The sequence below is a fragment of the Arthrobacter sp. Sr33 genome, assembly GCF_054511195.1.
Genome location: NZ_JBTNDD010000001.1, coordinates 183,875 through 209,585, shown reverse-complemented (window position 1 = coordinate 209,585; position 25,711 = coordinate 183,875). Strand labels below are relative to the sequence as shown.

Annotated in this window: 25 protein-coding genes and 1 tRNA gene; 14 read left to right on the top strand and 12 right to left on the bottom strand. The window is 64.3% G+C overall.

The features are described 5' to 3' along the window. Positions 1-120 precede the first annotated feature (120 nt). From ACX80T_RS01100 to ACX80T_RS01090, 3 genes are read left to right on the top strand one after another with little or no spacing between them, the layout of a single operon-like run. The gene (locus ACX80T_RS01100) at positions 121-1,182 is read left to right on the top strand and encodes an acyl-CoA dehydrogenase family protein (protein ID WP_237742161.1); all 1,062 of its coding nucleotides are present in this window, start codon (positions 121-123) and stop codon (positions 1,180-1,182) included. Next, a complete protein-coding gene (locus ACX80T_RS01095) occupies positions 1,176-2,537 on the top strand; it encodes a bifunctional PIG-L family deacetylase/class I SAM-dependent methyltransferase (protein ID WP_024477133.1) in 1,362 nt (453 codons plus the stop codon). The genes ACX80T_RS01100 and ACX80T_RS01095 overlap by 7 nt, the downstream gene beginning before the upstream one ends. Next, positions 2,534-3,238 carry a glycosyltransferase gene (locus ACX80T_RS01090; RefSeq protein ID WP_024477134.1) on the top strand — a complete coding sequence of 235 codons (705 nt, stop codon included), beginning with the start codon at positions 2,534-2,536 and terminating at the stop codon, positions 3,236-3,238. Before ACX80T_RS01095 ends, ACX80T_RS01090 begins: the two co-directional genes overlap by 4 nt. Positions 3,239-3,271: 33 nt before the next feature. Here ACX80T_RS01090 and ACX80T_RS01085 read toward each other — a convergent pair whose 3' ends face one another. The 5 genes from ACX80T_RS01085 to ku all read right to left on the bottom strand — a co-directional run bounded on the left by ACX80T_RS01085 (position 3,272) and on the right by ku (position 5,968). After that, entirely contained in the window at positions 3,272-3,490 is a 219-nt protein-coding gene (locus tag ACX80T_RS01085) for a hypothetical protein (RefSeq protein ID WP_019484043.1), read from the bottom strand. A gap of 118 nt (positions 3,491-3,608) precedes the next feature. Further along, positions 3,609-4,406, bottom strand: a complete 798-nt coding sequence (locus tag ACX80T_RS01080) for an SDR family oxidoreductase (protein ID WP_024477135.1) — start codon at positions 4,404-4,406, stop codon at positions 3,609-3,611. A 152-nt stretch (positions 4,407-4,558) separates the two neighbouring features. Beyond that, positions 4,559-4,635: transfer RNA gene (locus ACX80T_RS01075), tRNA-Val, on the bottom strand. Between the two features lie 194 nt (positions 4,636-4,829). Further along, positions 4,830-5,099 carry a hypothetical protein gene (locus tag ACX80T_RS01070; RefSeq protein WP_024477136.1) on the bottom strand — a complete coding sequence of 90 codons (270 nt, stop codon included), beginning with the start codon at positions 5,097-5,099 and terminating at the stop codon, positions 4,830-4,832. Beyond that, entirely contained in the window at positions 5,099-5,968 is an 870-nt protein-coding gene (ku, locus tag ACX80T_RS01065) for a non-homologous end joining protein Ku (RefSeq protein ID WP_019484040.1), read from the bottom strand. The genes ACX80T_RS01070 and ku overlap by 1 nt, the downstream gene beginning before the upstream one ends. A 45-nt stretch (positions 5,969-6,013) precedes the next feature. Between ku and ACX80T_RS01060 the strand changes: the two genes are divergently transcribed. The 4 genes from ACX80T_RS01060 (at position 6,014) to ACX80T_RS01045 (ending at position 11,277) form a co-directional block, all read left to right on the top strand. Next, positions 6,014-6,505 (top strand): SRPBCC domain-containing protein, encoded by a 492-nt coding sequence (locus ACX80T_RS01060; RefSeq protein WP_156911334.1) that lies wholly within the window; start codon positions 6,014-6,016, stop codon positions 6,503-6,505. An 80-nt stretch (positions 6,506-6,585) separates the two neighbouring features. After that, complete coding sequence (locus ACX80T_RS01055) at positions 6,586-9,057, top strand: ATP-dependent DNA ligase (RefSeq protein WP_459303524.1); 2,472 nt, start codon at positions 6,586-6,588, stop codon at positions 9,055-9,057. A gap of 34 nt (positions 9,058-9,091) precedes the next feature. Further along, complete coding sequence (locus ACX80T_RS01050) at positions 9,092-9,556, top strand: SRPBCC family protein (RefSeq protein WP_019484037.1); 465 nt, start codon at positions 9,092-9,094, stop codon at positions 9,554-9,556. Positions 9,557-9,798: 242 nt separating this feature from the next. Continuing rightward, a complete protein-coding gene (locus tag ACX80T_RS01045; RefSeq protein ID WP_019484036.1) occupies positions 9,799-11,277 on the top strand; it encodes a flotillin family protein in 1,479 nt (492 codons plus the stop codon). Between the two features lies 1 nt (position 11,278). Here the strand turns inward: ACX80T_RS01045 and ACX80T_RS01040 are convergent, their stop codons facing one another. Continuing rightward, the gene (locus tag ACX80T_RS01040; RefSeq protein ID WP_459303523.1) at positions 11,279-13,354 is read right to left on the bottom strand and encodes a caspase family protein; all 2,076 of its coding nucleotides are present in this window, start codon (positions 13,352-13,354) and stop codon (positions 11,279-11,281) included. A gap of 215 nt (positions 13,355-13,569) precedes the next feature. Between ACX80T_RS01040 and ACX80T_RS01035 the strand changes: the two genes are divergently transcribed. Further along, a complete protein-coding gene (locus ACX80T_RS01035; protein ID WP_459303522.1) occupies positions 13,570-15,228 on the top strand; it encodes a gluzincin family metallopeptidase in 1,659 nt (552 codons plus the stop codon). A 3-nt stretch (positions 15,229-15,231) separates the two neighbouring features. Here ACX80T_RS01035 and ACX80T_RS01030 read toward each other — a convergent pair whose 3' ends face one another. The 3 genes from ACX80T_RS01030 to ACX80T_RS01020 all read right to left on the bottom strand — a co-directional run bounded on the left by ACX80T_RS01030 (position 15,232) and on the right by ACX80T_RS01020 (position 17,633). Then, positions 15,232-16,059: a caspase family protein gene (locus tag ACX80T_RS01030; RefSeq protein WP_019484034.1), complete on the bottom strand. Its 828-nt coding sequence runs from the start codon at positions 16,057-16,059 to the stop codon at positions 15,232-15,234. 74 nt (positions 16,060-16,133) lie between these two features. Then, a complete protein-coding gene (locus tag ACX80T_RS01025) occupies positions 16,134-17,243 on the bottom strand; it encodes a GTP pyrophosphokinase (RefSeq protein WP_024477142.1) in 1,110 nt (369 codons plus the stop codon). Between the two features lie 69 nt (positions 17,244-17,312). Then, the gene (locus ACX80T_RS01020; RefSeq protein WP_459303521.1) at positions 17,313-17,633 is read right to left on the bottom strand and encodes a hypothetical protein; all 321 of its coding nucleotides are present in this window, start codon (positions 17,631-17,633) and stop codon (positions 17,313-17,315) included. Between the two features lie 78 nt (positions 17,634-17,711). On the opposite strand from ACX80T_RS01020, the gene ACX80T_RS01015 reads away from it, so the two are divergent. Both ACX80T_RS01015 and ACX80T_RS01010 read left to right on the top strand, forming a co-directional pair. Next, positions 17,712-18,599: an alpha/beta hydrolase gene (locus ACX80T_RS01015; RefSeq protein ID WP_459303520.1), complete on the top strand. Its 888-nt coding sequence runs from the start codon at positions 17,712-17,714 to the stop codon at positions 18,597-18,599. 94 nt (positions 18,600-18,693) lie between these two features. Further along, entirely contained in the window at positions 18,694-19,614 is a 921-nt protein-coding gene (locus ACX80T_RS01010) for an ROK family protein (RefSeq protein WP_459303519.1), read from the top strand. Positions 19,615-19,673: 59 nt separating this feature from the next. On the opposite strand, the gene ACX80T_RS01005 is transcribed toward ACX80T_RS01010, so the two are convergent. Further along, on the bottom strand, positions 19,674-20,273 hold the full coding sequence (locus ACX80T_RS01005) for a DUF6318 family protein (RefSeq protein WP_019484029.1): 600 nt from the start codon (positions 20,271-20,273) through the stop codon (positions 19,674-19,676). Positions 20,274-20,471: 198 nt separating this feature from the next. Between ACX80T_RS01005 and ACX80T_RS01000 the strand changes: the two genes are divergently transcribed. The 4 genes from ACX80T_RS01000 to ACX80T_RS00985 all read left to right on the top strand — a co-directional run bounded on the left by ACX80T_RS01000 (position 20,472) and on the right by ACX80T_RS00985 (position 23,659). Further along, on the top strand, positions 20,472-21,398 hold the full coding sequence (locus tag ACX80T_RS01000; RefSeq protein ID WP_019484028.1) for a carbohydrate kinase family protein: 927 nt from the start codon (positions 20,472-20,474) through the stop codon (positions 21,396-21,398). A 13-nt stretch (positions 21,399-21,411) separates the two neighbouring features. Continuing rightward, a complete protein-coding gene (locus tag ACX80T_RS00995) occupies positions 21,412-21,942 on the top strand; it encodes a YbhB/YbcL family Raf kinase inhibitor-like protein (protein ID WP_019484027.1) in 531 nt (176 codons plus the stop codon). 113 nt (positions 21,943-22,055) lie between these two features. Beyond that, the gene (locus ACX80T_RS00990; RefSeq protein ID WP_019484026.1) at positions 22,056-22,868 is read left to right on the top strand and encodes an HAD family hydrolase; all 813 of its coding nucleotides are present in this window, start codon (positions 22,056-22,058) and stop codon (positions 22,866-22,868) included. A gap of 2 nt (positions 22,869-22,870) precedes the next feature. Beyond that, a complete protein-coding gene (locus tag ACX80T_RS00985) occupies positions 22,871-23,659 on the top strand; it encodes a glycerophosphodiester phosphodiesterase (RefSeq protein WP_116778878.1) in 789 nt (262 codons plus the stop codon). Positions 23,660-23,716: 57 nt separating this feature from the next. On the opposite strand, the gene ACX80T_RS00980 is transcribed toward ACX80T_RS00985, so the two are convergent. After that, positions 23,717-24,592, bottom strand: a complete 876-nt coding sequence (locus tag ACX80T_RS00980; RefSeq protein ID WP_207771340.1) for a DNA-3-methyladenine glycosylase family protein — start codon at positions 24,590-24,592, stop codon at positions 23,717-23,719. After that, positions 24,593-25,588 carry a phosphotransferase gene (locus tag ACX80T_RS00975; RefSeq protein ID WP_116778877.1) on the bottom strand — a complete coding sequence of 332 codons (996 nt, stop codon included), beginning with the start codon at positions 25,586-25,588 and terminating at the stop codon, positions 24,593-24,595. It abuts the gene before it with no gap. Between the last annotated feature and the right edge of the window lie 123 nt (positions 25,589-25,711).

Here is a 25,711-nt window from a genome sequence, read left to right as displayed (position 1 = left end):
TGCCGTCGGGTTGTGGGACCTAAGCCCACTCCCAAAATCCGTTCCAGTCAAGGACCCGTAGATGTCCCGCGGTGTCTTCGACTACGGCAGGCACCGGATTGAGTAAGTATGCTGATTATCATGCCGCAAGATGAAGAGGATATTGTGACGACGCCGAAGCGGTCAGTACTTTTGGATAGTGGGTCAAACACCCAGGACACCCTTTACGAGAGCGCTGTCGCGGCGGCTGGCTCGGTGTCGCGGGCGCTCGCCCTTGCCGCCGAGCTTGGTGCGCGGACCCCGTTGCCGGGCGGAGGATCCACACTGACCCTGTGGGAGACCTTGGCCACCATCGCAGCAGCCGACCTGTCGGTGGCGCGCACCATTGAACCTCACCTCGACGCGGTAGCCATCCTGCGGCAAGCCGAACTGTCAGTCGCAGCGGGAACCTGGGGGGTCTTCGCCGCTGAGGCGCCCGAGCACCGCCTGGAAGCGCACCACTCTTTCGACAACGACGGCGACTGGCAGCTGACCGGGCGGAAACCCTGGTGCTCATTGGCGGGCAATCTGGACTACGCGGTCGTGACGGCCCATGTCCCGGATGGCGAACGGCGCGCCTTCAGCGTAGACCTGCGCCAACCGACGGTTCAGGCTATCCGCGGTACCTGGGTTAGCCGTGGGCTGGCAGCGGTGGACAGCGGCCCCATTGACTTCGATGCGGCATCAGCCCGCCCCGTAGGTGCCGACAACTGGTATTTGCAGCGCGACGGGTTTGCCTGGGGAGGGCTCGGGGTGGCTGCCTGTTGGTATGGGGGAGCGGTCGGCATTGCGCGGCGGTTACTGCGCTCAGTGGGGGAACGAACCCCCGATCAGGTAGCGCTGATGTATCTCGGAGAGGTGGACCGTCACCTGTACGCCGCGCGGGGGGCGCTCGCGGCGGCTGCAACCGACATTGACGCGGGTCGGGCCCACGGTGCCGCCGGGGCGCTGCTGGCTGCGCGGGTGAGGGGCGTTGTTGCCGACGCTGCCGAAGCCATCCTTCGGATGGTAGGCCACGGGCTCGGTCCGGCACCCCTGGCCCTGGAGGAAGACCACGCCCGGAGGGTGGCCGATCTGCAGGTATATCTCCGCCAGCACCACGCCGAACGGGACGCAGCAGCCCTGGGCCGCCAGCTCCAGAACACCGGAGTTGCACCGTGGTGACCTTTTCGCACGAGGACGCCGGAACGCCCGAGCACCGCTGGAGCCAGGACTGGCGCAGCGACGCCCGGCTCAGTATTGAGGCCCTTTTCGATGGGCGAATGCCGGAACGGGTGATAGTGGTTGCGGCCCACCCCGACGACGAGACGCTTGGGGCAGCCGGGCTGGTGCGACGCCTGGCCCGCGCCGGGGTTGCCACGGATATTGTGGTCGCCACCAACGGCGAAGCGTCCCACCCGAACTCCCCGACCCACACTGCTGTCCAGCTGGCCGAGTTGCGGCGGATTGAACTCGAGCAGGCCGTCGAATTGTTGGCACCGTCAGCACGGACGCACTTCCTCAACCTTCCCGACGGCGGGTTGGATGCCGAGGAGCTCGCCGAACAGCTCCGCCGGATTGTTGCCGCCGGTGGGCGTCCGGGCGAACGCACCTTGCTGGTGGCCCCGTGGCGGGGGGACGGGCACGGGGATCACGAAGCTGGCGGTACGGCTGCGGCACAGCTGGCAGCGGAACTGAACCTTCCGCTGCTTGAGTACCCGGTGTGGCTGTGGCACTGGGCGACGCCGGATTCCTCCGAGGTGCCATGGAACCAGCTCGAAATCCTTGATCTTGCTGGCGATGAGCAAACCCTCAAACAGTCGGCCCTGCTCATGCATGCGAGCCAGACGGCGCCCCTGTCCGACGAGCCGGGAGACGAAGCACTGCTCGCCCCGGGGTTCCTGGACCACTTCGCCCGCGGTTTTGAGGCCTTCATCCCCACCCCATCATCGGGTGTGTTCGAACGGCTGCACGCCGACACGGACGATCCGTGGGGGCTCAAGGACCGCTTCTATGAACGACGAAAACGTTCAGTGGCTTTGGCGCTGTTACCGAGGGAACGGTTTGCGGCTTCACTCGAACTGGGTTGTTCAATCGGTGTACTCTCCGCCGAGCTCGCCGCGCGCACGGATTCCCTCCTTGCCCTGGATATCAGTCCAACGGCGGTGGCGGCTACGCAGGAACGGTTGAGCGATTACCCCGAGGCGACTGCCCGGGTTGCGTCCGTGCCACGGAATTGGCCCTCGGGGCAATTCGACCTGATCGTAATCTCCGAGGTGGGCTACTTCCTCAGCCGGACACAATTGCTGGATGTCGTGGCACGTGCGGTCGCATCGCTGGCAGCCGACGGGGTCATTCTCCTGTGCCACTGGCGGCACCCAATAGATGGCTGGGAACTGGATGGGGACACCGTCCACGAACTATTTCGTTCAGCCTCGTCACTAGCTGTTTTTGCAGAACACCGCGAAGAGGATTTCCGCATCGACCTTCTGGTGCGGCCACCGGCGGTGTCGGTGGCCAGAGCGACCGGTGTCTTGTGAAGGCGTCGTCCGTGCCGGCGGCGGTGGCGGTCGTCGTCCCGGCCCGGAACGAGGAGGAGAGCCTGCCGCGGTGCCTGGCCGCCCTCGATGAGGCGGGCAGGGCGCTCGCCGACGCGTACCCGTCAGTCGCCCTGTCCGTCACCGTGGTCCTGGACGGATGTACCGACGCTTCGGCACGGGTGGTGGCCGAGTATCCAGTTGCCCAGCCTCTGGCAGTTGACTTCGCCTCGGTGGGATTGGCACGTAGGGCCGGGGTCGCCCACGCGGTGGCTCAGCTCGGCCAGCCAGCCAGCCAGATCTGGGTGGCGAACACCGACGCCGACACTGAGGTGCCCGGGCAGTGGCTCGTCGAGCAGTGCCGGCTGGCCGCCTCGGGGGTGGAACTGATCCTGGGGACGGTGGTTCCCAACCCGGTAGGCCTGGATGCCGCGCTGGAGCGCGCCTGGCATGCCGCTCACCCGCTCGACGACGGCCACGACTACGTTCACGGCGCGAACCTGGGATTCCGGGCGGACAGCTACCTGGCGGTCGGTGGTTTCGCTGCCCTGGACATCCATGAGGATGCAGATCTGATCGCTCGGCTGAAATCGCTGGGGGTGAGGTGGGCTGCGGTGGACTCCATCAGGGCCACGACATCCGCCAGGACAACGGGCCGGACACCCGGCGGGTTCGCCGGCTATTTGCGGGACCTTCCCCTATAACCAGGGAAAGCGGAGCGAACAGGAGGTTCGGGATCAGTCAGCCCGTTTGAGCCGGTATCCGTCTTCGCAATGGATGAGGCGGCGGCCGGCACCTTCGTTGAGTTGAATCCACAACACCGAGGCGTCGTCGGTGCGCATCTCGACAACCCCCGCTACGGGCCCATCGCTGTCGTGATTGAACGCGACCCGCTGCCCACGGCGGAGGGTGGACCAGTCCGAGATGCCCTCGCGGGACGGAGACGAAGTTTCCATGGTCGGTGGGTCCTTTCAATACGGAAAGCTAATGCCTTCAACGTACTGCGCCTGTCTGAACGGCAAGTGAATGCCACCTGAGTGTTCGGGGTGGCTCCTGTCACCCGGGCATGGAACGTCAGACTGCGCGCCACTTACCGCTGGTCAGGTGGGAACCGGCCTGCGGGCCCATCTGGAGCATGCCGCCGTCGACGACCCAGGAGGCGCCGTTGACGTAACTCGACGCCGGTGATGCCAGGAACGCGATCACTGCCGCGACTTCCTCCGATGCACCGGGGCGGCCCACGGGGATACCCGGGCGGTCAATGTCGTGGGGATCCTTGTCCTCGGCATCGTTCATTGCCGTAGCAATTTCGCCAGGCAGGACCGCGTTCGCGGTAATGCCCTGATCGCCCAGCTCCAGGGCGATCGTCTTGATTAACCCGCCGAGACCGTGTTTTGACGCATCGTAGGCTGCGGAGCCCACGCGCGGCTGTTCCTGATGAACGCTGGTGACGGCAATGATCCTGCCGCCGTTCCCGGCGGAAATCATTTGTGCCGCCGCACGCTGGATGCAGACAAATGCACCATCCAGGTTGGCTGCCAGGGTGCCGCGCCATTCGTCATAGCTGGTATCCATGAAGGGGGTTCCGCCGTTGACACCAGCGTTGTTCACGAACACGTCAAGTCCGCCGAGGTCACTGATCATCTGGTCCACCACATCGCCGCAGGCTGGCGCATCAGTGGTGTCCAACCGGGTCACCACCGCTTTACGGCCAAACTCACGGACTAACCGCGCGGTCTCGTTGGCGCCGTCCTCATCAGAGTGCCAGGTGATACCGACATCACAACCTGCCTCAGCGAGGGCGAGGGCCGTGGCCCGGCCAATGCCCGAGTCGGATCCGGTGACTATTGCAGTGCTGGGTGTGTAGGCCATCACCCCATCCTTCCGAGGAAGGACCCTGGAAAGCAAGTGTGCTGACCTTCCTAGGGCATAAAATCCGGGCTGCAGACCCAAAACTGGGCTGTTGACACAAATCCGGCCTGTTGACACAAAACCGGCCCCCCGCGTTGGCGGAGAGCCGGTGGTGGTGCCTGCGCGGGGCCTTGATCCCCGGGCCTTCCGCGTGTGAAGCGGATGCTCTACCAGACTGAGCTACACAGGCGCGCGCCCAACCCAGACGCGGTCGGACAGTTGCCAGTTTAGGCCATACCCGGGCTGGAAAAAATTCGGCCGCTTGAACCATGGTGACCGTGGTCCCTATTCCCTGCCGCCCGGACGAACAGTCAGTTCGCTACAAGATCCCTCGGCGAGCCCCCATCGTCTGCTGCGTGGGTTACCCCAGGGTGAGGCTGCCGGCTAACGCCGTGCCAGCCAGCCGAGGGTCAAGCCGCCCAGGGTGCGGCGGAATCCGCTCTCACCGCGGGTCAGCTCAAGCACTGCCCACAGTCCGAGGCACACCCGGCTGAGAGTCAGCAATAGCCGCTTGTTTCCGTCCTGCTGTGCCAGGAGGGAAGCGAGGCCGAAGACCGTCCACCCGAGGACCGGCGCGTTGGGTGCCTGCACGATGGTCTGCTCGCCACGCGAATTGGTGAAGAAGCTGAGCAGAAGTGAGGACGAGGTGGCCATCAGGCGCCTTTCGATTTTGTTTTGGCTGGTGCTGAGGACCCTTTGGATGCCGGTTTTTTCTGATCGGACGGCGTGCCCTTTTTCTCACGGTTCTTCTCGACGCTCCGCCGGAGTGCCTCCATGAGGTCGAGGACTTTGCCACCGCCCTCGTCGTCGTCGGATTCCCCGAAAGTTTCCTCAGTGTCGAGGGCTTCCCCCTTCTCAAGTTTCGCCTCGATCAGAGTGCGCAGCTGTTCCTGATACTCATCGGTGAAGTTCTCAGGATCGAAATCGGTCGAGAAGGAATCCACCAGCGCAGCCGACATTTCCTTCTCCTTGGCCGAGATCCGTACCCGCTCGTCAAGGGCGGGGAACTTGGCCTCGCGTACCTCGTCATCCCAGAGCAGCGACTGCAGCATCAGAACGTCCCCACGCACCCGCAGCGCACCGAGCCGGCTCTTCTGCCGCAGCGTGAACTGCACGATAGCCGTGCGGTCGGTCTCCTCAAGGGTGCGGCGCAGCAGCACATAGGCCTTGGTGGAACTGGAATCCGGCTCCAGAAAATAGGACCGGTCCAGCATGATCGGGTCTATCTGGTCGCTGGGCACAAACTCGACGACGCCGATTTCCCGGCTCTTCTCGACGGGAAGGGTCGCGAAGTCCTCGTCGGTGAGCACCACGGTGCGCTCGCCGTCGTCGTACGCCTTGTCGATGTTTTTGTATTCGACCACCTCCCCGCAGATCTCGCAGCGGCGCTGGTAGCGGATCCGGCCGCCGTCCTTGTCGTGGACCTGGTGGAGGCTGATGTCGTGGTCTTCGGTGGCGCTGTAGACCTTGACCGGCACATTGACCAGCCCAAAAGCGACGGCGCCCTTCCAGATGGCTCTCATGTACCAAGTGAACCAGTGTTTGGGTTCCGCGGATACGATGGCTTGGTGAATCCTGAAAAAGCTGAGCCCACGGTCACCAAGACCACAGTCGACGGCAAGCCCGCCCTCCGGTTCGAGATGCGGTACAACTTTCCCGCGTCAGTGCTCTGGAAGCACCTGACAGACCCCCGCAAACTCAAGTACTGGTTCCCCTGTGAACTTGACCTGCTCCCGCGTAAGGGCGCCGAAGTGACCTTCACCTTCCCTGGGGAACGGCCCACCAAAGGCACGGTCCTCGAAGCCGAGAAGCCGAACCTTCTCGCCTACACCTGGGATCGGGAGGTGCTGCGCTGGGAGTTGGCGAACGACGGCGACTCCGGCGCCCTGCTGACCCTCACCAACACCCTGCAGGACCCAGACGCCGCGGGTAGTTCGGCGGCGGGCTGGCACTTCACGCTGATTGGCCTCGACGATCTCCTGAACGAGCGTCCGCTGGGCCAGAACCCCGCTGACTGGGAGCGCCTCGTCGCTCAATACCAGGAGAAGCTCAGCGACTAGCAGCACCCCGGGACAGGATCCCGTGCCCTGCTTTCCGGGCACGTGTGGCGTTTGCGGCGCTTCCAGACAAGACTGGTGTCATGGGTTCCAGCACCGGTCAGCAGCAGCAGACTGTCACTGTGGACGGTCAACGCCTCCGGCTGACGAACCTCAACAAGGTGATCTATCCCGCCTCCGGGACCACCAAGGCGGACGTTCTCGCCTACTATGCTGCGATCGCCGGCTACCTGATTCCGCACGCCAGGGACCGGGCGGTGACCCGCAAGCGCTGGGTCAACGGGGTGGGAACCGCGGAGCAGCCCGGACAGGTCTTTTTCCAGAAGAACCTCGACCAGTCGGCGCCGGCGTGGGTGCAACGACACTCCATCGCCCATAAAGACCACGTCAACGTGTATCCGATGGTCAATGACCTGGCCACCCTGACCTGGTTTGGACAGATTTCGGCCCTGGAAATCCATGTTCCGCAGTGGAGGTTCGGCCCGGACGGGGAGATCAACAATCCGGACCGGTTGGTCCTCGACCTTGACCCTGGCGACGGGGTGAGCCTCGGCGACTGCGCCGAGGTTGCTCGCCATGCCCGCGTGATCCTGCAGGACATGGGCCTGGAACCCTACCCCGTCACCAGCGGCTCCAAGGGCATCCACCTGTATGCGGCACTGGATGGTTCCCAGTCCTCCGACGAGGTATCCACCGTTGCCCATGAGCTGGCCAGGGCGCTCGAGGCTGACCACCCCGACCTGGTGGTCAGCGATATGAAGAAGTCCCTGCGCGGGGGGAAGGTGCTGGTGGACTGGAGCCAAAACAGCAGGAACAAGACCACCGTGGCGCCCTACTCCCTGCGTGGCAGGCTGCGCCCCACTGTTGCCGCGCCCCGCTCCTGGGCGGAGTTGGAGGACCCTGAGCTGGCGCAACTCGACTACCGGCAGATGATGGACCGGGTGAAGGAACTCGGTGATCTCCTCGCCGGGCTGGATGAGACCTCCGGAGGGCCTGACGGCGACCGGGGCGGGCCCGGGGACACAACGACATCCGAGCCTCGCGTTCGTGACCGCCTGCACACCTACCGCTCCATGCGGGACAGCGCAAAGACCCCTGAGCCGATCCCCGACAGCGTCAGTGACGCCGGCGGCAACCGTTTTGTCATCCAGGAGCACCACGCCCGCCGGTTGCACTACGACTTTCGGCTGGAACGCGACGGCGTCCTCGTCTCCTGGGCTGTACCCAAGGGGCCGCCGGACACCCCCAACAAGAACCACCTCGCCGTCCAGACCGAGGACCACCCCCTGGAGTACGCCGTCTTCGAGGGCACCATCCCCAAGGGGGAATACGGCGCCGGGGAGATGTACATCTGGGATTCCGGGACCTACCACGCCGAGAAATGGCGCGATGGAAAGGAAGTGATCTGTACGGTTCAGGGGCGCGACGACGGTGGTCTGGCACGCAGCGGCAGCCCCGTCCGGCGGTATGCCCTCATCCACACCGGCGGCGACGAGTCGGGCAAAAGGAACTGGTTGATGCACCTGATGAAAGACCAGGGCGCCGCTGACGCCTCGGCCGAAGCCCCGGCGTCGGGCGCCGCCGAGACCCCGCCGGAGCTGATGCCGATGCTCGCCTCGCCCGGCTCGGCTGGTGACGTGACAGCCGATGAGGACTGGGCTTTCGAAATGAAGTGGGACGGGGTCAGGGCAATCGCCACAGTGACACCCGACGGGGTGCGTCTCACCAGCCGCAACGCCAATGACATGACGGCGCTGTACCCCGAACTGGCGGATCTGGGCGACTACGTCAACGGCAACAATGTAGTGCTCGACGGGGAAATAGTGGCACTGAACAAGTCGGGCCGTCCCGACTTCGGGTTACTGCAGAACCGCTTCAATCTCACCAAAAGCTCCGAGATCGACGCCGCACGCCGTAAAGCCCCAGTGCATTTCATGATTTTCGATCTGCTTTACCTCGACGGCAACTCGCTGCTTCAACTGCAGTATGCCCAGCGCCGGGAAATCCTTGAGCAGGCGGTGGACAGCCCCGCGGATGGCCATATTCAGGTGCCCCCAGCCCTGCATGCCACCATCGAGGAGGCCGTGGCCGCCAGCAGGGAGCTCGGTTTGGAGGGGGTGGTCGCCAAGCGCACCTCCGGTACGTATACGGCCGGTCGCAGGTCCAGGGGCTGGGTCAAGATCAAAGACCAGCTCACCCAGGAAGTGGTGGTGGTCGGGTGGCGGCCGGGCAAAGGCAGCCGTGCGCACAAGGTGGGTTCCCTCCTGGTGGCCGTGCCCGACGGCGTCGACCTGAAGTATGTGGGCCGGGTGGGGTCAGGCCTGACCGAACGTGATCTTGCTGAAATTGGTTCACGACTCCGCAAGATGTCCCGGAAGACTGCACCACTTGCGGATGTGCCAGCCGCTGATGCCTCAGACGCGCACTGGGTCCGCCCAGCCCTGGTCGGGGAGGTGCAATTCAGCGAACGAACCGGAGCGGGGAAACTCCGCCACCCCGTCTGGCGGGGTTGGCGGCCCGACAAACTGCCGTCCGACGTCGTCGTCGAACTGTGAATATGACTGACCAACAACATCAAGGAGTACAACAATGAGTGACAAGAAAATCACCTCGTCCCGCGTCATCGACGCTTCAGCTGACGCGATCTTCAACGTCCTGTCCAACCCCGCGCGCCACGCGCAGATTGACGGCTCAGGCATGGTGCAGTCCGACGAGAAGTCGGACAGGATTACGGCTGTGGGACAGATGTTCACCATGAACCAGTACTGGGACAAGCTGGGTGGGGACTACAAGACCGACAACCATGTGGTGGGTTACGACCACAACAAGCTCCTTGCCTGGAAAACGGCTGAGGCTGGGGCCGAGCCTGCCGGTTGGCAGTGGGTGTGGGAGTTGACGCCCCAGGGCCCCGACTCCACCGAAGTGACTCTCACCTACGACTGGAGCAGCGTCACCGATTCGACTGTGCTCAAGAAGGTATCCTTCCCGGCGGTTTCCGCCCACGATCTGGAGGCTTCGCTGAACAACCTGGCCGCCGCGGTGTCCGAGGTTTAACCCACCTGACGTTCGACGCCGGACCGCCGCCAGCCCAACGATGGTGGCCGTCCGCGTTGTCGTCGAGCTTTGGAACGCCCAGCTTCCCGGGAGTGGGTCGTGTACCGTCCATAGGGTGGCGTCCGACACATAACGGGCGGTGGGGGACCGCACGGGCACTCCAGTATTGACCCGGCCGATACCGGCGAGGCACTGGAACTTCCGGCCACTCATCCTTTGTAAATCCCATAGAAGGGGCTGTAGTGGACCTCAGTCAGTTTATTGTTGTCGGCATTGTGCTTGCCGTGTTGGTGGTATTGGCAGTTATTGCCGCCATCGTCGCGCGTCTTGCACTGCGGATTGCGAGCCCGTCCGAAGCACTGATCATCACCGGCAAAGGCAGCCAGGAAAGCCAGCGTGTGGTGTTCGGTCGCACATTCATCAACCCGTTCAGCCAGAAGGCGTTCTCCATCTCGCTCGCCTCACGCCAGGTGACCCTTCAGATTGAGGGTATCTCCAAGAACGGCATCAAGCTTCGGCTGACCGGTGTCGCCCAGATCAAAGTGGGGGGCGACGAAGAGGCGGTGCGCCGCGCCGCTCAACGATTCTTGAACCAGCAGGATCAGATCGACCATTACACCCAAGAGACCCTGTCCGGTTCGTTGCGCTCCATCGTGGGCACGCTGAGCGTGGACTCGATCATCAAGGACCGTGCTTCTTTCGCCAAGAGTGTCAAGGAAGAGGCCGAGCACTCAATGCATAACCAGGGTCTGGAGATTGATACCTTCCAGATCCAGTCGGTCGACGACGATTCCAGCTACCTGAAGAACCTGGGCCGGCCCGAGGCGGCACTCGCTGAGAAGCAGGCGAAGATTGCCGAAGCGAATGCGGCGCAGGAAGCTGCCGAGGCCGCTGCGATCGCGGACGAGCAGGTTGCGCTTGCCGAACAGCGGCTCGCCATCCGCCGGGCCGAGCTCAAGGAGGTCGCGGACGCACGGCAGGCCCAGGCCGACGCGGCGGGTCCCTTGGCTGCAGCTGAGCAGCGCCAGTCGATCCTGGTCAAGGAACAGCAGGTTGCTTCACGGCAGTCCGAGCTGCGTGAACGTGAACTGGATATTGAGATCCGCAAGCCTGCCGACGCAGAAAAGTACCGGGTGGAGCAGGAAGCGGCCGGTAAGCTCGAGCAGCGCAAGCGCCAGTCTGAAGCCGATCAGGTTGAGGCGGAAGTGGCGCTGACCAAGCGCCGCCTCAGCGCCGAGGGTGACAAGGTCACCGCTGAAGCTGAGGCCGCCGCCAACACCGCACGCGGTAACGCAGCGGCGTCAGTGACCCGGGCCAACGGTGCAGCGGAAGCGGAGATCATCGCGCTTCGCGGCCAGGCTGAGGCAGACGTTGTCCGGCAGAAGGGAATCGCGGAGGCCGAGGGAATCGAAGCCCAGGCCAAGGCGTACGAGCAGTTCAACGAAGCAGCAATTCTCAACAAGGTGATGGAAATCCTCCCGCAGATCGCTCGGGAAATCGCCGCCCCAATGTCGGGAATCGACAACATGACCGTCATCTCCAACGACGGTGCCACCCAGTTGAGCAAGAACGTGTCCGGCGGGTTGCAGCAGACCTTCCAGCTACTCAAGGACACCACCGGGCTAGACGCCGTCGAGATGCTGAAAAACTGGGGCGCCACGGACGGTGCTGCCACGGAACCGGCATCGCCAACTGAAAACACCCACGCGCCGTCGGTCTAATTCACCCGTCGATGAAATCGGCAGTCGCCCGCAGGAAGGTTGCCGCTGCTCGTGCGCGTGCGGCGGCAACCTCCGGGGCGACTGCACTGGTTTCACTGGTTTGACCGGACGCTGGACGGAGGCCCTGGCCGGCATCCACGGGCCGGGTCAGCGGTGCCAGGAACGTCCTGGCGGAAGCAGCAGCGACACCGTAGAAGTAGGGGTTCTGCCGCGGCTGATGAGCAAACGATTCGAGCACTTTGGCCAGAAAATCGGCGTTGGTGATCTTCTCGGCGCTTGGGGCCAGCAGCAGGCTTGCTGCGGCGGTGAAGTCGCCGTGCCCGCCGGTCTCGTAGGCCACTTCGTCAGGCTGACAGGCGCTAAACAGTAGTTCGCGGGCGGTGGCTCGTTTGCCCGGGTTCGCGGCTGCGCCGCGACGTAACCGGAAGTTTTCAATGGTGGTCGTGTCAGGGACCAGGAACCGTGCCCGTCGGCCATGATTGGCTGCCTGCTCGGCCCCGTCAGTGACTGCAGTGCCCAGCGACGGTAAGAGCCGGGTACCGTCACCTGAATGACAGGAGTCGAAGAAGGCGGTGAGGCTTACCCCTTCCGGGAGTAGGTCGAAGAGTTCCCCAAGATCGTCATCGATGATCAGGTTTCCGCCCTGAAAGTCCACCGGGCAAAGCGCCTCGTCGAACAGCTTTTCTCCGTTGCCATCCTCCGCTTCATCACCATCGAGGTCATCAATGTACGTCCCATGGCCCGCGTACTGCATGACGAGCACATCCCCGGCGGTGCTATGCGCCACCAGGTCGAAAATGCCCTGAAGAATGTTGACCCTGGTGGCCGCCCCATCGAGCAGGGTTGTCACCTCGAATCCGACCGACTCCAGCTGTTTGCCCCACGCCTCCGCGTCAGCGACGCAGCCATACAGTTCTTTGCCCGGCGGGTAGGCATTGATTCCGATGCATAGGGCGCGTCGGGTACTTACGGGGGGTTCCTCGCGGACGGTGGGGGCCACAGCCCACGGCTCACTGATCATTCGGGCGCCGAAGGGTTTCGGTTTCCTGCCCGTAATCCTGCGGGCGACGCTCTCCATGGTCGTAGTGTTGTCGTCGAATCCCCCGTGGGTGGTCGCAGTGCTCCGGCGTGTTTCAGGTCCGGTCTCGGAAATTGACCAGATCACCTCTGCCTTCGCCTTACCGCCGTCGTCATCGAAGAACTTGAGCAGTTCGGGGTCCGCGTTGACGCACTCCTGCAAACCCAAAATGGGCGTGAACTCTTCCTTTTCGAAGGACGCACGGACCAGATACAACAACGATTTCCCGTAGCCACCGGGGCAGGTGTCAGTAAGCTCGGCCTGCTGCGTCATGGTGTACATCGCCAGGGATTTGATGCCTTTACCGGCCTCGGGTGCCAACTTCGCCTTGAACGTATCAGTGCGGACGGCGGGTGCCAGTAGGCTGACCGTCGCGAACTCGGGGACCCCGGCCTTCAGGGCGGCTGGCACAAAGTAGGAGTGGAAGATGGAGCCGGCGCTGTGGCCGACGGCGTGGACGCTGGTCTTCGGGTGTGCTGCCACATAATTGCCGAGTGCTTTTGCCACGTAGAGCGCGCCGCCACCCGTTGCCGAGGCGTCTTCGGCAAACCGCTTCATTTCGCCCCAGATCCGCTCACCGTTAGCGGCCCGGGCCATCAGCTCGATTGCGCGGTCCCTCACATCTCCCAGGACGCCCCTGGTTCCGGGCAGAGAGCCGAACAGTGCATCGAGGAAGCCTGTCTCCCAGACGAAGAAGATCGGGTACACGCCATTCGATTTCCACCATTCGCTTTGCTGATGTGCGGAACGGAGGCCAGCTGCCTCGCTCACCAGACCGCCGTGGGCGTAGACCATGATCGGTGCGTCGCCGTCTGGTGCGAACTTGGGGAGATGATTCTGGAAAATGGCATCCACGTCGGCTGCAGTGGTACTTATTTCACCACCGGTCGAGAACTTGCCTCGGCTGAGGTTCACTACATGCGGTTTCAGGGCCGTGATCTGGGCGGCGCTGAGCCCGGACCCCCGTTGGGTAGCGGCGGTCGCTGCAGTGGTATTCATGGCTACTCCTCGTTGAGTGGCATCGACTGGAGCGGCGTTCGTCAGGTAGCAGTGTCCACGCGACGGCGCCGGCGGTTGGCAGCCAGTATCTGCTGCACGGTGTTATTGGGGTGTTACTGGGATTTTGGTGCTTGACGGCCGGGGCGCAGGGGTAGATATTTTTGGTAGCGGTCCGGTGGAAGACTGATCCCGGGTCGCAGTAGGGAGAGGTGCCAATGGCGGGCGTGATGCTGGGGCCCGGAAGCCATACCGGGGAGCTGCGCCCCTTGACCATTCTGGCCGAGGGTCCGTTCACGTTGGGCGCCGAAGGTCCGATGACCACGACGCTCCGCGTGCCCGTTGAGCGCATTGGTGGGGGGCCGCGCAGCGCGCGATTCGACATCGTCGTTCGCGGCCCGCGTGGGAAACCGTTGGAGCTACTCCTGGGCGAGGACGTCGATCCGTGGATGCTGATGGACGAGAATCCACCGAATGACCTCGGTGAGTTGCTGGCCAACCGCCGCTTCCTGGCCCAGCACACGTACGCCGTGGCGGCGTCGACGCTGGCAGCCTTCGAGTCAACCCTCGGCCGCCGGATGGGATGGGCCCGAGGACGGCGGCTGCGGATCCACGCGTATGACACGGTGCCCTACGCCGATTCTGGCTACGACCGGGAAGACGGAGTGGTCCGGTTTGGGCATCGGCGGGATGGCCGGGAGCGTCTGTCGGTGCCGTTGGCGTTGTATCGCGACCTGGTGGCCCATGAGGTGACCCACGCGATCCTTGCGGGGTACCGAACCCGCTGGTCGGACCAGTTCGCTTCCCTCGACCAGTTTGCGCTGCATGAGGCGATCGCTGACCTGGTGGCCATGCTGTCAGTGTTTTCCTCGGCGGAGCGGGTGGAGCAGTTGTTGGATCCACTGGGGTCCGGGGCAACCGACCTGACCGGGCTGGATGAGCAGATCCTGCTGAGTGGTCTCTTCAGCTTTGGCGACGGTTTGTTCTCGCATGGGCCAGCGCGACAGCCGATGCGGACGCCGGTCCCCACCGGCTGGCGCACGCTGCCGGACCCGCACCGACGCGGCGAGCCAGTGGTGCGGGCGATGCTGAATGTGGTGGCGCGGCTATGGCAGATCCGTCTGGACCAGCCCGGTGGCCGCTCGAGCCTGCACCAGGTGGCGAAGTCCGGGGCGAAGGTGGGTGAACAGGTCCTGGCGATGCTGATCCGTGGGCTCGGGTACATGGCTCCGGTGGACGTGACCTGGCCGGACTTGCTGCGGGGCATCCTCTCCGCCGACCTGGTGCTGGTTCCGCAGGATCGTTTTCACTATCGGCAGGTGGTGCGGGACTGCTTCGCCGAGGTGGGGGTTACGGTGCCGGCCGATGATTTGCTCACCGGGATCGAACGCATGAGCAGCCTCAGGTACCCCGTCCGGCTATCAGCGCTGGGAACCGACCCGGAAGAGATCGTGAGGTTCATCTGGGAGAACGGGGACTTGTTACGGGAAACCGCGATGGATGAGCGGCATTCAATCACCGTGGACCGGGTGCGACCCAGCATCCGGATCAGCCCGGACGGGTTCGTCGTCTCGGAGATCGGCGCCTCCTTTGTTCAGGAGTTCACTATCGGGCGGCCCGAAATGCGCCGCATGGGGTTGTCCGGGCCCGGACCCGTCATCCTGCGCGGAGGTGGGTTGCTCAGATTCGACGAGGGAGGCCACCTTTGTTACGCGGCGTTGAAACCGGTCTATGACCCGGTGAGGCAGCAGGAAAACGCACAGGAGAAGGTTCGGGATGCCACCACCCTGGCGGAAATCACTCCTTCTGATGCACGGCCCAGGTCTGGCACTGGAACACCGAAAATCACGTTCCATAGCCGGGGGCGCGGCCGCTAGTTCCTAGAAGGCGGTGCCCCACGCGGCGCTTTTGGCCGCCACTGGCGCTTCCAGTTGGGCCCGCTGGGTGAACTTCCCATCCCGTAAGTCGGCGCTGACGCGTTTCAGCAGCACTCGCCGGCTTGCCGATGGGTCGTCTTTGACGGCCTGGAGCAGGTAGTGGCTGAAGGCACCGCTATATCGTCCAGCGAAGTCAGCATCAGCCGCTGTCTGATCCGACCGGCAGGCGGCAAACAGGACTGGTTTCGCCTTCGCATCGGACCGGACCAGGTCGCGGAAGGCGCGCGGATCCGCCGATTCGGTGAGCTCCAGGCCGAGCGGCGTCGGGGGCGGAACGAACCGGGGCCGTCGGGTGGGAAGTAGATCCAGCGCCCTGAGCCCGGTCCCGCTGTGGCACGTGTCCAGCACGACGTCGAGCAGGACCCCGTCGGGAAGGGTACCGAGCAGGTGATGTAACTCGTCGTCGAGAATAAGGGTGGCGGCGTCCCACTGGTCACCCTTTTGCCGCATATCAAAGGTGACGAATGCTTCGTCGGCGCCGTCCGGTTCATCACCTGAGACATCGAGGACCTGGGTGCCGTGGCTGGAGAACGTGAAGACAAGGTGATCCCCGGGTTTCGCCCGTTTGAGCATGGCCTGCAGCTTCCCGACCACCGCAGCCTTCGTAGCCTTTGAATCGAGGAGCACCGCAACGTTCCGCTTCGCGAATCCGTAATGCCCAGTGAGAAGCGCGGCGAAGTCCTTGGCGTCGTTGACGCAGCCATTGAGCCACGCGTTGGTCGGAAGGTTTTCGAACTTATTGATGCCGACGCAGAGTGCGTACTTGGCCATGGCACAGTTCCTTCCGCAGGACCTGCCCCGTCGCAGGTATGCCGCAACCTAGCGGGACGGGTGTTACTGAGGCGTTATTTGCTGGCCTCCAGCGCCCGGAAGGTGGTCATTTGCCGATGCCGACGCTGCAGGCTGTCGCGTCGTGGCGAGACCGCTGCCTCGGCTGCCTCGGCGGTGAGGTCGATGTGGCGTTCCCCGTAGTGCCACAGCAGCACGTCGTCGAGCAGCCGGTCCGGGCCCGGCGAGTAACGGTGGTCCAACGCTCGGCGAACCGACGTAATGGTGTCCGCCTGGAGCAGCGACGCCAGCGACGTCGTCGTCGTCAGTCCATGGGCGGCGAGCAGTTCCGCAGCCCAACCCCAGTTGTCGTCGGATTTTCGGTCAACGTGGGGGAGGAGGGTCTGCCACACGTCGCGGACCCGGTTGGGGCTCAGGGGGGCGCTTCCCTCCCCGTCCTCATCCCAGAACCCGGTCACTGTCTCGTACCGCTCGTGCAGCTCGGCGAAAGCTGATTCCACTGACTCGAGCATCGCGGCGGTGCCAGTGAATTGCCGGTCGAAGTAGGGGCTCCATGCCCGAGGATTTGATGCCTTGAAACGGATGTCGTGCTCGATTTCGGACCACGCATGAGCCAGGACCGTACGGATCTGCACCTCGAGCATGTAACTGCCGCCAGCCTTGGCTGCCGGGTCCAGGGCGCGCTGGTACTCTTTGACCGCTTCGCTTTGGATGGTGCGCAGGATGAGGTGCCGGCTGGAGTAGCCGTAGGTGCCGGACTCGATGGTGCCGATGTCCTTCTCCCGGTCGCCCCGGCAGTCAAATTCCTGCCGCTGCCGCTTGATCAGATTCGCTGCGACGTCCACCTCGTGGGGCAGGGTGGTGATCACCCGAACGCCGACGACGTCGGTCAGGTTTCTTAGCGGGTCGGGGAACACCAGGGTGGGGGCGTCTCCGGGGACTGTTGAGGCGAGCATGCGTGAGGCCTTGTCACGGAATGACTCGATACTCTTGGTCCGAGCCGTGACGAACAGTGGGCTGAGTTCGGTGCCGACGAAGATTTCCTGGATGCTGGCCTGCATTTGCCGGGTCACTTCTTCAAGGCGCGGCCGTACCCGCTCGAACTCACGGGTGCTCGCTTCCACCGCGGGGCGGAGACGGTCATCCAACTGATCCCAGGCGCTCATTAAGACTCCTCCGACGATGGCTTCAGGCCATCATATCGGCCGGGTCTGACAGTGCTGGTGGAGGGCTGGCTAGAGGGGCCCGCCGATCTGCCCCTGGCGGGCGGCAGTCGGCATGGAGTGGCTGTCGATGGGCCGATCATCGTCCTGGGTGGCCGGCTGCCGGGTGTCGTAGCTTCGGGGAGTGCTTAAGTCTCGTGATCGCAATCGCAGGCCGGTGACGACCAGAACCAGTCCCCCCGCCAGGAGCGCCGCCCCGAGGACGAAGAGCACCATCGTGAGGCCCTCAGCCGTTCCGTTGAAGACTTCGAACAGTGGCGTCGGGAGGATGAAAATCGTGGCTACCAGTGCGATACCGCCCGTGATGAGCCGCCGGGTTCCTTTGGTCTGCATTGTTCCCCCTTGATTGGTCCATTCATTCAAACACCCTCCCCGGCGCATGTGAAGGGTCGGCAAGGTTACGCTTCCGGTGTGGACAACCTACGCCGACGCACCGTCCTGGGCGCCGCCGGCCTCGCTGCAGCGACCGCACTCGCCGGCTGCGCGCCCGGGAGTTCAGCCAACCCCACCCAGCAACCGGAGGAACCAGTGACACCCCAGCGCTACACCTATGGCGATGATCCCAGCCAGTTCGCCGAGTTGTACCTGCCAGCCGGGGAGCACCTCCCGGGCGTCGTCGTGGTTATCCACGGGGGCTATTGGCGCTCAGGGTACGGACTGGATCTTGGCCGGCCTCTCGCCGAAGACCTGTCGTCCCGGGGCTACGTCTGCTGGAACCTTGAATACCGGCGGGCCGGCAATGGGGGTGGCTGGCCGGAAACCTTCGCCGACGTGAGCGCCGGCATAGATCTCCTGGCGACGGCGGCCGACGAACACAGCCTCGATCTGGGCACGACGACGGCGCTTGGCCATTCGGCCGGCGGCCACCTCGCGGTATGGGCCGCCGGGCGGTCAACGCTGCCCGACGGGGCTCCCGGCGCCGGAACGCCCCTGGTGCCGCTGACCGGCGTCGTGAGCCAGTCGGGTGTGCTGAATCTGGCAGCAGCCCATGAACAGGGGCTGGGAGACGGTGCCGTGCTGAACCTGCTGGGCGTGGGCCCGGCCGAGGATCCCGTTCGGTACCGGTTGGCTGACCCGATGACAGCGATCCCGCTGCCCATTCCGGTGCTAGCTTTGCACGGTGAGGACGACTCAACGGTGCCGCTCAGCCAATCGGACAGTTATGTGACGACGGCGGCGGCCGCAGGTGCGGCTGCTGAGTTGATCATGATCCCCGGCGACCACTCCGCGATGATCACCCCGGGGACCGAAGCCTGGGTGCGGGTGGTGCAGGCGGTAGATCGGCTGATGGCGGTCTAGCCGATTTGGGGGAGGCTCCCGCGAGGACCGCAACGAATTACTGTTGATCCTGGTTCGGAGATACCGTATTCGGACAGACTGAAAGGCACCATCAATGAGTGGCAACACCATCCCTGTGCTCGAAATTGGAGGCACCCACCTCACGGCCGCGGTGGTGGAATCCGGAACGTGGGTTATCGACCGGGACTCCCTGGCTCGGGTCGACCTGCAGGCCCAGGGGACCGCCGAGAGCCTGGTCGAGGAGATTGGTGCTGCTGCCGACGCGCTGCGGGGCGAGCCGGGAGCGACCTGGTCGGTAGCTATTCCCGGCCCCTTCGACTACAACCAGGGCATTGGCCGTTTCGAGCATGTGGGAAAGTTCGACAGCCTGAACGGCTTCGATCTCGGTGAAGCGCTGATGAAGCGGATTAAACCGACCCCCGGCACGATCCATTTCCTCAACGACGCCGACGCGTTCGGCATCGGGGAATACGCCCTCGGGGCGGCTCGGGGGAATGAGCGGGCCATCTGCATCACGCTGGGCACCGGCGTCGGCTCCACCTTCCTGATCAACGGGCAGCCGGTCAGCACCGGGCCGGCGGTCTCACCGGATGGGAGCATCCACCACGAGGTCTATCAGGGCCGACCCCTAGAAAACACCGTGTCCCGACGCGCCATCCGCGCGGCCTACTCCGACGCGGCCGGTCTGAGCCCGGACTCCGGTCCCGACGTCCACACCATTGCTGAACTCAGCCGGGCCGGTGACGAAACTGCACGACTCGTGCTGGACCGAGCTTTCGGAGCTCTGGGCGAGACTCTCGCAATCGTGATCAGCCGGTTCGACGCGGGGATCCTGGTGATCGGCGGGTCCATGTCCAGGTCCTGGGATCTGGTTGAACCGGCAATTCGCGCGGGAATGGCTCTTGCCGACCCGCGGCTCGCAGAATTCAGGATCGAGCAGGCGATCCTGCCCGACGACGCCGCGCTCGTGGGTGCCGCCTATTGGGCTTCGCTGGGCTCCGACACTGAGAGCTGAGTTGCACTCGGAGCCGGAGCCGGGCCGCCAGCCGTAACAGGCTGACGGCCTAAACCGGGTTACTCCGCCGGGATTTCTGCGTCAGGGGTTTCTTCCAGGTAGGTAGCCTGCCAGGCGCCGTCTGAATAGACAATTGTCGCTGAGTAGATGGTGCCGGCCGGGTCGAACGGGCGGGTCTCCTGGACCTCACCCGATTCGCCGAACGAAGTGTAGGCGTCAGGGTTGACGGTGATCAGGGCGTCAACCTCGACCTCCTCGGCTACCTCGTCCGCTGGGGTGGTGACGATGATCTGCTTGACCTTCGGCTGTCCGCCGAGAACCCAGCCGCCGTCCTCGTACATGGCCGCGAATTCCTCAGCCTCTTCGGTTGCTGCTTCGGCACCATCGAAGGTGGCGAGCAGCTGCTCGGTTTCACCGGTCCGCTGGTTGTAGGACTTCAGCTCGAAGACGTGATGCAGGAAGGCTCGTGCGCCTTCGGGGCTGGCCTCGGCCATGAGGTCGTTGGTCTCCGGAGCCTGGATGTTCTGCGCGGGTGCCGTGGAGCTCGCCGGCGTGGGAGCGGCGGCCTCGGAAGGGGCCGCAGGCTCTGATGCCTCGCCACAGGCGGTCAGCGAGGCGAGTGCGATGACGGCGATGGCCGCCGCGTTCTTGATTTTCATGGTTTCCCCAACAACTAGTACGTGGTTAGCGCCGCGGATAGCGGCAATCCCGCACCATCCTAGCCGTAGCCTTAGGCAACTAGCGGATTATTCCGGCGAGTGTGCGTGAGATCACCTAGGCTCGAGGGTCAGCCGGGGTCCTCGATCCCGTTGTCCCCACAAGGGTCTTTCCGCTGCCCGGGATGCTAACTTATTAGCGTGCTCACAGTGATCGGGGAAACCCTCATAGACGAAGTCATCAGCGATGTCTCCTCGCCACGCGCCCATGTTGGCGGCAGCCCCATGAATGTGGCTGTGGGCCTGGCCCGGCTGGGGCACCCCTGCCGGTTCATCGGGCGTTGGGGCGACGACCAGTACGGCCGGATGATCCATGAACACCTTCACAGCAACTCGGTGCTGACCCCGATCGGGCCAGATGGGCACCCCACCAGCATTGCAACGGCACGCCTGGACCCTGCCGGTGGTGCCTCCTACACGTTTCAGCTCGTCTGGGACCTGCCCACCGTCCGTGAGCAGATGGACCTGATCCTCGACGGCACCACACTGCTGCACACCGGCTCGATTGCCACCATGCTTGAGCCGGGAGCGGCCGAAGTGCTCGCCGTCGTCCAGCGGGCTCACCCATTGGCCACCATTTCCTATGACCCCAACTGCCGTCCCAGTATCGTCACCGATGTCGATTACGCCCGCGCGCAGGCCGAGAAATTCGTTGCCCTCGCCGACGTGGTGAAGGCCTCCGACGAGGATCTTCAATGGCTCTACCCGGGCCAGGACGTCTTCGAGACTGCACGGCTGTGGCTGGCTAAAGGGCCGGCCATGGTGGTGGTGACGCGTGGTTCCCTCGGTCCGTGGGCCGTCGTCGAACGCGGTGAAACGTCGGTGCCCGCGCCGGCCACCCAGGTGGTGGACACGGTGGGGGCGGGGGATTCCTTCATGTCGGCGCTCCTGGGCTCGCTGGCGGACCGCGGGCTCGTTGGGGCCCAGCTGCGGAATGACCTACGCCACATCTCCGTTGAACAGGTGGAAGCGGTCCTTGCCTACGCGGCAAAGGCGGCGGCAGTGACCGTTTCCCGTGCTGGCGCGAATCCACCGGTGCGCAGCGAGCTAGTAGCAGACCCCAAGTGAACCAGGAGCAGTAATGACCCGCGATCCGTACGCAGACCTGCCAGCAGTCCCCGCATTCGCCCTCACCAGCACTGACATTGAACACAACCAGCCGCTGGATGCGAGGCATGCGTCAGGAGTCATGGGGATCGATGGCGGGAAGGACCTGTCACCGCAGCTGTCCTGGAGCGGGTTCCCGGAGGGCACCAAAAGCTTTGCCGTGACGGTCTACGATCCGGATGCCCCAACCGCCAGTGGCTTCTGGCACTGGGCGGTCTTCAACCTCCCCGTGAGTACCACTTCCTTGCCTACTGGTGCCGGAGTCGAGGGGAGCACCGACCTGCCGGAAGGCACCATCCAGTTGAAGAACGACGGCGGCTTCAGCGGCTTCATCGGCGCTGCCCCACCGGCCGGTCATGGACCGCACCACTACCACGTTGTAGTGCATGCAGTAGACGTGGAAACCCTCGAGGTGCCCGCGGAAGGCAGCAACGCCTACCTCGGGTTCAACCTGTTCTCGCATACCCTTGGGCGGGCCCGCCTGATCGCCACCTTCGAGCAGTAGATCCCGCCCAACCAGCTTCCTCTCGATGCCCCGGACGCGTGTCACGCACCGGGGCATCGGCCTGCTCCGGGCAGGTACGCTTAAACTCACCTGCTCACTGAAGGAGTACCCGCATGCGCCTGGTCGCCAGCGACATGGACGGAACTATTGTCGGTCACGACGGCAAGATCAGTCCCCGCACCGTCGAAGCGTTTCAGAGGTGCCTGGATGCTGGTGTCGAGGTGGTGTTTGTAACGGGCCGGCCGCCTCGCTGGCTGGACCCGCTGCGTGAACAGCTGGGTCACCGTGGCACGGTCATCTGTTCCAACGGGGCCGTGACCTACAACCTGGATGATGAACGGGTGCTGAGCGCCCACCTGCTCGAGCACAGCAACATTCTGGCGGCTCGCGAAATCATCCTGGACCTCTATCCCGCGGCCGCTTTCGCCGCCGAGACCGTCACCGGATTCCACATCGAGCATGGGTTCGCCGAGGAGGGTTCGGTTGAACTACTCGCCGGCGCAGTCGCCATGCCCCTTGCGGATTCGCTCGCAGGTCAGGGCGTCATCAAGTTCCTGGCCCGTGAACGCGAGGTTTTGCCCGACAATTTCCTCAACCGGGTCCGCCCGGCAGTCGCCCATTTGGTGACTGCCACCCATTCTGCGCCCAGCGTTGCCCTCCTGGAGATGTCGATGCCTGGCATCAATAAGTCGGTAACCCTCGCCGAGTTCGCGGCCAGCCGGGGTATCAGCCAGGCCGACGTCGTCGCCTTCGGGGACATGCCCAACGACGTGCAGATGCTCAGTTGGGCCGGCACCGGCTACGCAATGGCGTCGGGCCACCCGGAAGCCATTGCCGCGGCGGATCAGCAGGCGCCAGCGTTTGAGGAGGACGGGGTGGCGCAGATTCTTGAGGAACGCCTCGCCGCGCTGAGGGCCTCCTTCTAGGCATGTTGCCGTACCTGCGAAACATCGGACTGGACGGGGAGCAACGGCCGCTCGCCCTGTCGCATCGCGGCTTTTCGCTCGACGGGCTGGAAAATTCGATGGTCGCTTTCGAGGCGGCAGCCGAACTGGGTTTCGGCTATTTGGAGATAGATATCCGCACCACCCGCGATGGAGTGGTCATGGTCTTTCACGATGAACTCCTGGACCGGGTTTGTGACGCATCGGGGCCAATAGCGGACCGGTCGTTGGAGGAGTTGCGGACCGTCCACATTCAGGGCACCGAACCGATCCCCACGCTCGAAGAGTTGCTGACCCGGTGGCCGGCGATGAAGTTGAATATCGACATCAAGGACGACGCCTCGGTGGAGCCTTTCGCTGACGTAGTTGAACGCCTGGGCGCGCATGACCGGGTGTTGGTTGCCTCCTTCTCGGACCGGCGGCGCCTGCGGGTCCTGAAGCGGTTGTCGCGACCGGTGGCGTCTTCGGCCGGTCAGGCGTATTCAGCGCTGCTTTGGTTGCTGAGTCCGCTGGGTCAGACCCGGCGCCTTGCCCGGATGCTCCGGGTCGATTGCCTGCAGGTTCCGGTCCGGCACGCCGGAGTGACAGTGGTGACCGAGCGGTTTGTCCAACGCTGCAGGCGGGCAGGGCTGCCGCTTCACGTCTGGACCGTCAACGACCCAGAAGCGATGGAACGGCTGCTCACCCTGGGTGGTGGCGTGGACGGTCTGGTATCCGACCGTGCAGACCGGTTGGCTGGGGTCATGCACCGCAGAGGGTACTGGCCCCAATAATCCGGCCCACCTCCCTCCACGGCCAGAAAAGTGCTTCGCCTGCAGATTAGTTGCTGCTCAACGACTAACCTGCGGGTGCGGCACTTTTTCGGCCGAGGTGGCTTCGGTCCACAGGTGAAACAGGGCATACGCCCGGTACGGCCGCCACCGTTCAGACTGGATGTCGGCTTCCCTGATGCTGGGGTTGCCCATGGCACGGCGCAACACCAGATCCCCCGGGGTGAAGGCATCCCGATCCCCGAGTACTCGCACCATCAGGTAGTCTGCCGACCATGGCCCGATCCCCGGGATGGCCAGGAGCTCCTGCCGGATATCGGTGGGGTCGCCGTGGAGGATCAGCCCGTCGCAGAAGGCCCGGGCAACGTGCTGCACTGTTGCTCCGCGGGTTCGGGTCACGCCCACCGCACTGCGAAGCTGCTCCGGCGGCGCGGAGGCAAGCGCCTCTGGGGTGGGGAAGACGGTGAGGCCGGCCGCCCCGGGTGTTCCGTACGCAGCGGCCAACCGTCCGCCAAACGTGCCAGCGGCCGCCACCGAGACCTGCTGGCCAAGGACTGTCATGATCGCTGCTTCGAACGGTTCGGGATAGCCCACGGCACGCAGCCCGGGGCGGTGCCGGACCAGCGGACCCAGCAGGGCGTCGTCGTCGAACGCTGCTGCCACCGCCGTGAGATCGGTGTCCAGATCGAGCCAGCGCCGGATGGTTGCGGTGAGGCCGGGGACCTGGCTCAACGGCGCAGAAGTGCTCACTTCAACCCCGGACGAACCAACGGTGAGGGTTACAGCGTGGTGCCCGCTGGCGGTACTGAGGAGCCGGGTGTGTGAGCTGCCGGAGCGATCCGGAACCTCACAACCCGGGATGAAGTGGTTCGCGAGCAGGGCAACCATGGGTACGGTCTCGATTGACCCGTTGGCTGCGAGAAAGACGCTGTTCACCTACCGCAGCACCGGATCCGTCAGGGTTCGCAGGTACTCGAGGGCGTGTGGGCCGTACTCGCTCATTGCCGAATCGTCGGCGTGGATGAGGAGGCGCAACCACGATCCATACCGGTGCAGCCGCGCCAGTTGGAGTGCCGGTTCGACGGCGAGACGTAGCTCCGCGAGGGGGGCGTAATCGGTCCAACACTCAAGGTAGGCGGTGATGACGCGGCGGATCCGGGCATCGTCAACAGTTGTCTCCCACTGTTCCTGCATTACGGTCAACGGAACGTAGAGCGAACTGAACGGGTGGGCCCAGTAGGAGTCGCCGAAGTCGAAGAATCGTAGTGGCGCTGTGGTGGTGCCCGGGATGAAGGCGTTCCCTGAGTGCAGGTCGTTGTGTTCCAGGCTCAGGGGGACACCAGAGGCCAGGACCGCGGCAGCGGCTTCTTCCAGCGCCGGAATGCTGAGGTAGACCCCGTCGGCGGCCTGCGGCGAGAGATGCAACGGATGCTCGGGGGGCAGGCCGGTGTGGAGGAGCAGTTGGTTGCTGGCGAAATTCCCGGCGATCGCGGGGTCCATGCTCACTAGTCCGGCGGCGGCCAGCGGCACTTTATGGGGAATGAGTTGTTTTTGAAGGTCGGCGAAGTCCATCACCACCCGAACCCATAACTGGTAGTCAGTCGATTTTAGTGAGGCAAGGGTCTTTCCATGGTCAGGAGTGAGCATCCAGCCCTTGGCCGGCTCTATCGCCAGGGGAGTCACCACATGGTCCGGCACCAATTCGGACATGCACGCCACGAGGGCCGCCTCGGTGAACTGACCGGGGTTGTTCGCTTTGAACCAGAGCCGCCCGTGATTGGTGGGGACCGTCAGCTGGGTGGACCAAAACCGGATACGGGCCGGCTCCAGGGGGCCGGTCTGTGACAGGTTGCAACTGTCCAGCACCTGCGTGATCCACTGCTGGACCTGGTCCCGCCAATCAGGGGACGCCCAGACCTTTTGCAGATCCATCAGGACTCCGTCGGCTCGGCTGAATGAAGTCCGCCCGGCCGGTCCGTTTCCGTAGCGGTGATCAGCCGGTAGTACCCAGTGTGATTTCCCCTGCGCACGCCGCCCGACAGCCCGATCCTCAAC

What these genes read in the sequence shown, in the direction of transcription:
- ACX80T_RS01040 (WP_459303523.1), bottom strand. Translation starts at nt 13,354, where the DNA reads ATGAATACCACTGCAGCGACCGCCGCTACCCAACGGGGGTCCGGGCTC.
- ACX80T_RS01100 (WP_237742161.1), top strand. Translation starts at nt 121, where the DNA reads ATGCCGCAAGATGAAGAGGATATTGTGACGACGCCGAAGCGGTCAGTA.
- ACX80T_RS01025 (WP_024477142.1), bottom strand. Translation starts at nt 17,243, where the DNA reads ATGAGCGCCTGGGATCAGTTGGATGACCGTCTCCGCCCCGCGGTGGAA.
- ACX80T_RS01035 (WP_459303522.1), top strand. Translation starts at nt 13,570, where the DNA reads ATGGCGGGCGTGATGCTGGGGCCCGGAAGCCATACCGGGGAGCTGCGC.
- ACX80T_RS01080 (WP_024477135.1), bottom strand. Translation starts at nt 4,406, where the DNA reads ATGGCCTACACACCCAGCACTGCAATAGTCACCGGATCCGACTCGGGC.
- ACX80T_RS01055 (WP_459303524.1), top strand. Translation starts at nt 6,586, where the DNA reads ATGGGTTCCAGCACCGGTCAGCAGCAGCAGACTGTCACTGTGGACGGT.
- ACX80T_RS01020 (WP_459303521.1), bottom strand. Translation starts at nt 17,633, where the DNA reads ATGCAGACCAAAGGAACCCGGCGGCTCATCACGGGCGGTATCGCACTG.
- ACX80T_RS01070 (WP_024477136.1), bottom strand. Translation starts at nt 5,099, where the DNA reads ATGGCCACCTCGTCCTCACTTCTGCTCAGCTTCTTCACCAATTCGCGT.
- ku (WP_019484040.1), bottom strand. Translation starts at nt 5,968, where the DNA reads ATGAGAGCCATCTGGAAGGGCGCCGTCGCTTTTGGGCTGGTCAATGTG.
- ACX80T_RS01005 (WP_019484029.1), bottom strand. Translation starts at nt 20,273, where the DNA reads ATGAAAATCAAGAACGCGGCGGCCATCGCCGTCATCGCACTCGCCTCG.
- ACX80T_RS00985 (WP_116778878.1), top strand. Translation starts at nt 22,871, where the DNA reads ATGTTGCCGTACCTGCGAAACATCGGACTGGACGGGGAGCAACGGCCG.
- ACX80T_RS01050 (WP_019484037.1), top strand. Translation starts at nt 9,092, where the DNA reads ATGAGTGACAAGAAAATCACCTCGTCCCGCGTCATCGACGCTTCAGCT.
- ACX80T_RS01010 (WP_459303519.1), top strand. Translation starts at nt 18,694, where the DNA reads ATGAGTGGCAACACCATCCCTGTGCTCGAAATTGGAGGCACCCACCTC.
- ACX80T_RS00975 (WP_116778877.1), bottom strand. Translation starts at nt 25,588, where the DNA reads ATGGATCTGCAAAAGGTCTGGGCGTCCCCTGATTGGCGGGACCAGGTC.
- ACX80T_RS00995 (WP_019484027.1), top strand. Translation starts at nt 21,412, where the DNA reads ATGACCCGCGATCCGTACGCAGACCTGCCAGCAGTCCCCGCATTCGCC.
- ACX80T_RS01030 (WP_019484034.1), bottom strand. Translation starts at nt 16,059, where the DNA reads ATGGCCAAGTACGCACTCTGCGTCGGCATCAATAAGTTCGAAAACCTT.
- ACX80T_RS01085 (WP_019484043.1), bottom strand. Translation starts at nt 3,490, where the DNA reads ATGGAAACTTCGTCTCCGTCCCGCGAGGGCATCTCGGACTGGTCCACC.
- ACX80T_RS00990 (WP_019484026.1), top strand. Translation starts at nt 22,056, where the DNA reads ATGCGCCTGGTCGCCAGCGACATGGACGGAACTATTGTCGGTCACGAC.